Origin of the sequence: Streptomyces sp. WELS2, from assembly GCF_013870595.1 — a bacterium.
Classification (GTDB): Bacteria; Actinomycetota; Actinomycetes; order Streptomycetales; family Streptomycetaceae; genus Streptomyces.
The window spans coordinates 1-6722 of record NZ_JACBWZ010000314.1 but is presented as its reverse complement, the minus strand read 5'-3'; the positions used below and the strand labels follow the sequence as shown (position 1 = coordinate 6722).

Below are 6722 nucleotides of genomic sequence, written 5' to 3'. Positions count from 1 at the left end.
CATGGCGGCCGATCCGACCTGGCCGTGCAGGCCGTGAAGGCGGCGCTGGCCGCGTGGGTGGCCTGGGCGGTGGCGGGCTGGTGGCTGAAGGCACCGGTGGCGTTCGTCGCGCCGTGGGTCGCGGTGGTGCTGGTGGAGTCGACCGTGTACCGGTCGATCGCGCACGGGCTGCAACAGCTCGCGGCGATCGCGGCCGGCACCGTCGCGGCCACGGCGGTCGGACTGCTCCTGCCCAGCCCGGTGGCCGCGATGGCGGTGGTCCTGCCGCTGGCGATGCTGCTGGGCCAGTGGCGGCGCCTGGGCAGCCAGGGGGTGTACGCGGCCACCGGTGCCCTGTTCGTGCTGACCAACGGATCGGTGTCCGTGTCCACCTCCGCGGCCCGGCTCGCCGAGGCCCTGTTCGGGGCGGTGGTCGGCATCGCGGTCAACGCGCTGGTCCGGCCGCCGCTGTATCTGCGCGACACCCAGGCGGCGCTGCGGGACGCGGTGGCGGAGGTACACGGCATCCTGCGGGACGTGGCGGACGGACTGGCCGAGGGCCGCTGGGACGCCGCGGAGGCCGGCGCCTGGCACGACCGCGCCCTGCGGCTGCCCCGGCTGGTGGAGCAGGCCCGTTCGTCGGTGGAGTGGGGCCGGGAGAGCCTGCGCGTCAACCCGCGCCGCCGCACGGGTGCCGCACCGCCGCCCGGCAACGGGTACGAGGACGCGCTGATGGTCCTGGACTACGCGGCCGTGCACACCGCCGAGGTGACCCGCACGGTGCTGGAGGCCGCCGCCGAGGACCGCTCGGCGCCCCGGCCGGACCTCGCGCTCGCCCGGCGGTACGGGCAGTTCCTGTGCCGCACCGCCGACACGCTGCGGCTCTACAGCCACAGCCGCTTCGGCGACGACCACGAGGAGGAGCTCCGCGAGGCCGTGGCGGACCTGCGCGGCGCCCTTACCGTGCTGCGCCGGGACCTGGCCCGCGCCACGACGGACGACCCCGACGAGGTCGCCACCTACGGCGTGCTGCTGGCCCAGGCCCACCGGCTGGCCGACCAGCTGCTCGCCTCGGGCACCTAGGTGTCTTGTCCCGGGCCGCGGGTGACACGCGTACCGGGCCTTCGTCGCCCCCCTCCCCCGGGCCGGCAACGCCAACTCCGCCGCACGGTCGCCCCTTTGGGTGATTGACTGTCCTCAGGCAAGTCCGGCCGAGTCCGTGTCACCGAGGATCACCATGAGCATGCGCGATTTCCCTGAGGTCACGACCGTGGCGGGCACGGTCCGCGGCCGGCGCGAGGAAGGGCTCGCCGTCTTCCGCGGCATCCCTTACGCCCAGCCGCCGGTCGGTGCGGCGCGCTTCGGCGCGCCGCGCCCGGTGGACCGCTGGGACGGCACTCGCGACGCCCTGGCGTTCGGTCCGCCCCCGCCACAGGAGCCGATCGGGCCCGAGGGGGCTCCGGCCGGCGACACACCGTCCGGCGACGACTGGCTGACCGTCAACGTATGGACGCCGGACCCGGACCCGGCCGCGCGGCGCCCGGTCATGGTGTGGATCTACGGCGGCGCCTACAAGCTCGGTTCCGCCCACGATCCCGCCTATGACGCGAGCCGCCTCGCCCGGGAGAACGAGGTGGTCATGGTCACTTTCAACTACCGGGTCGGCGTCGAGGGTTTCCTGCGGATCGGGGGGGCGCCCGCCAACCGCGGTCTGCTCGACCAGGTCGCCGCCCTGGAGTGGGTGAGGGACAACATCACCGCCTTCGGGGGCGATCCGGAACAGGTCACCGTCTTCGGCGAGTCGGCCGGCGCGGGGTCCGTCGCCGCTCTCCTGGCCATGCCCCGGGCCCGGCCGCTGTTCCGCAGGGCCATCGCCCAGAGCGTGCCGGGACCGCTGTTCTCCGAGGCACTGGCCGGGGACATCGCCGAGGCCCTCGTCGGCGGTATCGGACTGCGCCCGACGGTGGCCGAGCTGTCCGGTGTGGATCCGGGCGAGCTGACCCGGGCCGGGGCCGCACTCGGCTCCCGGATGCGTGAGTACGCCCACCGCTGGGGCCCGGTCGCCTTGACACTGACCCCCTTCGCCCCCGTCGTCGACGGTGATGTGCTGGCGGCGACCCCCTGGGAGGCACTCGCGCGGGGTGCCGCGCGGGACGTGGACCTCGTCGTCGGCCACACCCGGGACGAGTTCCGGCTCTTCCGCCACCTGGACGGAACGCTGGGCCACCGCGTGGACGAGGACCTGGCCTCGCTGGTCCTCGCCCTGTTCGGTCCGGCACCGGACGCCGAGCAGGCCTACCGCGCGGCGTTCCCGGACGCCTCCACGGAGCACCTGTTCGAACTCGTCCAGTCCGACTGGCTGTTCCGCATGCCCTCCGTGCACCTGGCCGAGGCGCACACGTCCGGCGGCGGCCGGGCATACCTGTACGAACTCACGTACTCCGCTCCGGCCGGCGACGGCACCCTCGGCGCCTGCCACGCCCTGGACGTGCCCCTTGCCTTCGGGGTCTACGGCGGCATCGGGGAAATACTCGTCGGGCCTGCGCCGTCACCGCAGACCGAGGCGTTGTCCGCCCGCTTCCGCTCCGCCTGGACCGCCTTCGCCGCCACGGGAGACCCGGGCTGGCCCGCTTACGACACCGACCGGCGCCTCGTCCGGCTCTTCGACACCGTGCCGGCGGTCGCCCGCTATCCGGAGGAGGCCTCGCGCCGGCTGTGGGAGCGGCACGTCTTCGCCCCGCTCCCTTTGACGACCCCGTAACGGCCCCCGCCCGTCGCCGGCCGCTCGACGAACCCCGGGTCCCGCCGCCGGCCCATGAGCGCCGGTGCCCGCCGCGCCTAACCGATGAGGCCGGTTCCCGGCAGCCGGCCGCTCGGCTGCCACTCGAACATCAGGATCGTGGCGTCGTCGCGGAGCCGGCTGTCCTGGGAGTCCAGCAGCGAGTGGATGAGGCGGCGGAGCGTCTCGGGCGCGATCTCCCCGGTGGCGCTGGCCCGGATGACGTAGTCCGCGAACCGTTCCAGGCCGAGCAGCCTGCCGTCGGCCGTCCGCGCCTCGGTCACGCCATCGGTGTAGAGCAGTACGCGGTCCCCGGGCTGGAGCCGGGACTCGTGCACCTGCCGCTCCCGCGCGTGCAGCAGGGACCGCAGGCCCATGGGCGGGTCGGCCTCGCGGGAGAGCGCGTCGACGATCAGCCGGTGGTCGCGGATCAGCAGCGGCGCGGGGTGGCCGCAGTTGACCCACTTCAGGACGCCGCTGCAGAAGTCGAGGCGGGCGAGGATCCCGGTGCAGAACTGGTCCGGCAGCCACTGGCTGAGCGCCTCGTCGACGCCGTCCACCAGGGAGAGCAGGTCGGCGTCGACGCGCCGGGCGTTGCGGCAGGCGGCCAGGGCGACCGCGCTGGTCAGCCCGGAGAGCAGGTTGTGCCCCATGGCGTCCAGCACGACGGCGTGCAGGGTGTCGGTGGTCAGGGCGTGGTCGAAGGCGTCGCCGCCGAGGTCGTAGGCGGGTTCGAGGACGGCCGTGGAGACGATGTGGGGGTTGCCGATGGTGCGCGGGGGCAGGAAGGCGCGCAGCATCTCGGCGGGCAGGTGCATCGCCCGGGTGCGGGTCCGGCGTACGAAGGTCTCCTTGTACGCCCGCTTGGAGGTGGTCATCATGGCGAGCAGGGCGGCCATCGCGCGGCCCTGGCGCAGGGACTCGGCGGTGAGCGTGTGGGTGTGGACGGCGAGGACGCCGAGCCGTTCGGCGCCGTCGAGCAGCGGGAACCAGGCGGTCATGCCGTCCCGCTCGGACTCCTCCACCCGCAGCGACTGGGTGCGGTAGCACCAGCCGGCGAGCGATTCGTCGATGGACAGGGGCTCGGTGACGTCGGTGAGCGGTACGAGGTGCCGCTGCTGGAGGTCGGCGAGGTAGATCACGGCGTGCCGCAGGCCCAGCGCCTTCGCGCAGCGGCTGACGACGTTGGCCATGTCCAGGGTGCAGCTGGTGGGGTCGGCCAGGAACTCCTCCAGCGGGGACCCGCCCGGTTCCGCGGTCACCTCTGCATCACCACCCAGGCACGGTCGTCTTCCCAGCAGTCTCCCCTCGGGGCGGACGCCCCGCAGTGCCGGTACGCCCGCCCGGGTCAGGCCGCTCCACCGGCGGGTACCCCTCTCGGGCCGGCCGCCTCACGCCCGGGCACCCCACCGGAAGCGGGCCCGGCGCATCCCCCCGGGTACGGCGCCCGGGACACCGGCCCGCTCCCCCGCCGCCGGCTTACGGCAGCCGCTCCAGGAAGGCGGAGAGTTCCGCGTCGAAGGCGTCCGGGTTCTCCATGTTCGGGTAGTGGGCGGCGCCCGGGACGGTGACGCCGCGGCCGCCCGGGACGAGGTTCACGAGCCGGGCGGCCATGGCGAGGTGGTCCGGGGACTCGAGGGCACCGTTCACGGTGAGCAGCGGTACCCCGATGCCGGGCACGCGCTCCCAGGTCCGGGTGACGAGGACACGGTGGTCGGGTTCGCCGGGTGTGTGCTTGCGCAGCGTGGCCAGCCCCATCTCCCGTATCAGCCGGACCACGTCGGGGTCCACTTCGGACAGCTCCCGGTGCGGCCCCGCGGCCCACAGCGCGAACGCGTCCGCCCAGCCCTCCAGGTCGCCCGCGGCCAGGCTCGCCTGCTGGCGGGCGATGACCTCGAGCACCCAGGGGTGCTCGAAGACGGGCTCGCTGGTGCCGCCGCCGCTGACGACGAGCGCGCGGACCAGTTCGGGGTGCTCCAGCGCGCAGTCGGTCGCGATGCCGCCGCCCATGGACAGCCCGACGAGCACGGCGGGGGCGGCGTCGAGTCCGCGCAGCAGCGCGGCGAGGTCGTCGGCCTGCCGGAACGGGCGGGTGGCGTTGTCGGAGGCGCCGTGACCGCGGGCGTCCCAGACGATGACCCGGTGGGTCGGCGCGAAGGCCCGCAGCTGCGCCTCCCACATGCGGTGGTCGGTGAAGCCGCCGTGCAGCAGGACGAGGGGCGTGCCGGAGCCGGTCTCGCGGTAGGCGAGGCGGCCGTCCGAGGTCGGCAGGTAGCGGACGGGAAGCGATGCCTGATCGACAGTCATGACAACCAAGGTGTCATTTTTCCCGCAGGTTGGCAACCAAGGTGTCATCCTGTACGCATGAACCACGACCGCACCGCCCCCGCCCGGTCCGCCCGCTCCCGCCAGGACGAACTGGCCGAGCGCCTCACCGAGGTCTTCGACCTGGTCGGCCCGCTCTACCGGCGGGTGCACCGCAAGGTGGAGCAGGCGGCACCGGTCGAAGGGCTCTCGGTCGGCGTCCGCGCCGTCCTCGACCTGCTGCGCGCCCGGGGCCCGATGACGGTCCCGCAGATGGGCCGGGCCCAGGCGCTCAGCCGCCAGTTCGTACAGCGGATGGTGAACGACGCGGCACGGCAGGAGCTGGTGGAGAGCGTGCCCAACCCGGCGCACCGCCGGTCCTCGCTGATCCGGCTCACCGAGCGCGGCCGGGCGGCGATCGGCGCCGTACGGGCCCGTGAGCACGAACTGCTGCGCCGGGTCGACGGCGACCTGACCTTGGCCGACGTCGACGCCTGTCTGCGGGTGCTCGGCGCGATGCACGCCCTCTTCGACGACGTGGACGTGGACTGAACGCGGGCGGGAGCGCTCAGCCGGTGGCGAACTCGCGCAGTTTGTCCTGGGAGCCGTTGAAGCGGTCGTGGTCGCCGACCGACGGTCCCGAGGAGGTGTACTGCCACATGGTGTACGACGACCAGCCGGCCGGCAGTGTCCCCGCCGTGGAGGCGTAGCGCGCGATCCACAGCGGATTGACCGGTCCGAAACCGGCGTAGTTCCCGGTGCACTCGGACCACCAGCTGGTGGCCGTGTAGACGACCGCCGCCCGGCCGGTGCGGGACTTGTAGCGGTCGAGGAAGGCGCGGATCCAGTCGACCATGGCGCTCGCCGACTTGCCGTAACAGGCGTCGCCGTACGGGTTCCACTCGATGTCGAGGACGCCCGGCAGGGTCTTGCCGTCGGCCGACCAGCCGCCGCCGTGCGCCAGGAAGTAGTCGGCCTGCGCGGCACCGCCGGCCGTGTCCGGGGTGGCGAAGTGGTAGGCGCCGCGGACCATGCCGGCGTCGAAGGAGCCGTCGTACTGCTGGGTGAAGTAGGGGTTGGTGTAGTACGTCCCCTCGGTGGCCTTGGTGTACGCCCACCGGACGCCGCTGTCCCACAGCGACCCCCAGTCGACCTCGCCCTGGTGACTGGAGACGTCCACACCCTCGGTCTGGGTTACGCGGGGGGCCGGGGGCGGGGTGTCCGAGGCGCCGTCGTGGGCGAGGACGCCGATGCCCATGTAGGCGTTGCCGCGGGTGATCGGGCCCCCGGTCGGGTCGGGAGTGGCCGGCGCGGCCGGGGGGCTGGACAGGGACAGGACGAGGACGGTCAGGGCGCCGGTCAGGCCAAGGCGGGACCGGCCGCGGAGGTGGTGTATGGGGGTTCGCACGAGTCCATCTGACCCGGGGCGGCCGCCCGCCGCACGCCGGACTGCGCCGGGCGAAGCCGCTGTTCGTCCCTACGGGCTATGCCTCCCCCGACGCGTTGGCACCCGGCGTCCGGCAGGCCCGTGGGCTCGGGCGGAGTCCTGCGGGCGGGAGTCGTAGCGCACGGTGTGGAACCAGCCGGTGTCCTCCCGGCCCGACGGGTCACCGCCCAGCGCCCGGACCGCCGTGAGCGCTCAGGCCGGGCGCAGCGTCGT

5 protein-coding genes and 1 pseudogene are annotated in these 6722 nt (G+C 74.0%); 3 read left to right on the top strand and 3 right to left on the bottom strand.

All coding sequences use genetic code 11. The features are described from left to right. Both H5J33_RS18920 and H5J33_RS18915 read left to right on the top strand, forming a co-directional pair. Positions 1-1062: aromatic acid exporter family protein (locus H5J33_RS18920; protein WP_399552865.1), on the top strand; the 1062-nt coding region annotated here is incomplete at its 5' end. Between the two features lie 154 nt (positions 1063-1216). Then, entirely contained in the window at positions 1217-2740 is a 1524-nt protein-coding gene (locus H5J33_RS18915) for a carboxylesterase/lipase family protein (protein ID WP_181796113.1), read from the top strand. 77 nt (positions 2741-2817) lie between these two features. Here the strand turns inward: H5J33_RS18915 and H5J33_RS18910 are convergent, their stop codons facing one another. Beyond that, positions 2818-4038 (bottom strand): PP2C family protein-serine/threonine phosphatase, encoded by a 1221-nt coding sequence (locus H5J33_RS18910; protein WP_399552866.1) that lies wholly within the window; start codon positions 4036-4038, stop codon positions 2818-2820. Positions 4039-4237: 199 nt separating this feature from the next. Then, the gene (locus tag H5J33_RS18905; RefSeq protein WP_181796112.1) at positions 4238-5065 is read right to left on the bottom strand and encodes an alpha/beta fold hydrolase; all 828 of its coding nucleotides are present in this window, start codon (positions 5063-5065) and stop codon (positions 4238-4240) included. Between the two features lie 41 nt (positions 5066-5106). Here H5J33_RS18905 and H5J33_RS18900 point away from each other — a divergent pair. Further along, positions 5107-5614, top strand: a pseudogene (locus H5J33_RS18900) (MarR family winged helix-turn-helix transcriptional regulator). A 16-nt stretch (positions 5615-5630) separates the two neighbouring features. Here H5J33_RS18900 and H5J33_RS18895 read toward each other — a convergent pair. Continuing rightward, positions 5631-6470, bottom strand: coding sequence for a lysozyme (locus H5J33_RS18895; RefSeq protein WP_181796110.1), 840 nt, complete (start codon positions 6468-6470; stop codon positions 5631-5633). Between the last annotated feature and the right edge of the window lie 252 nt (positions 6471-6722).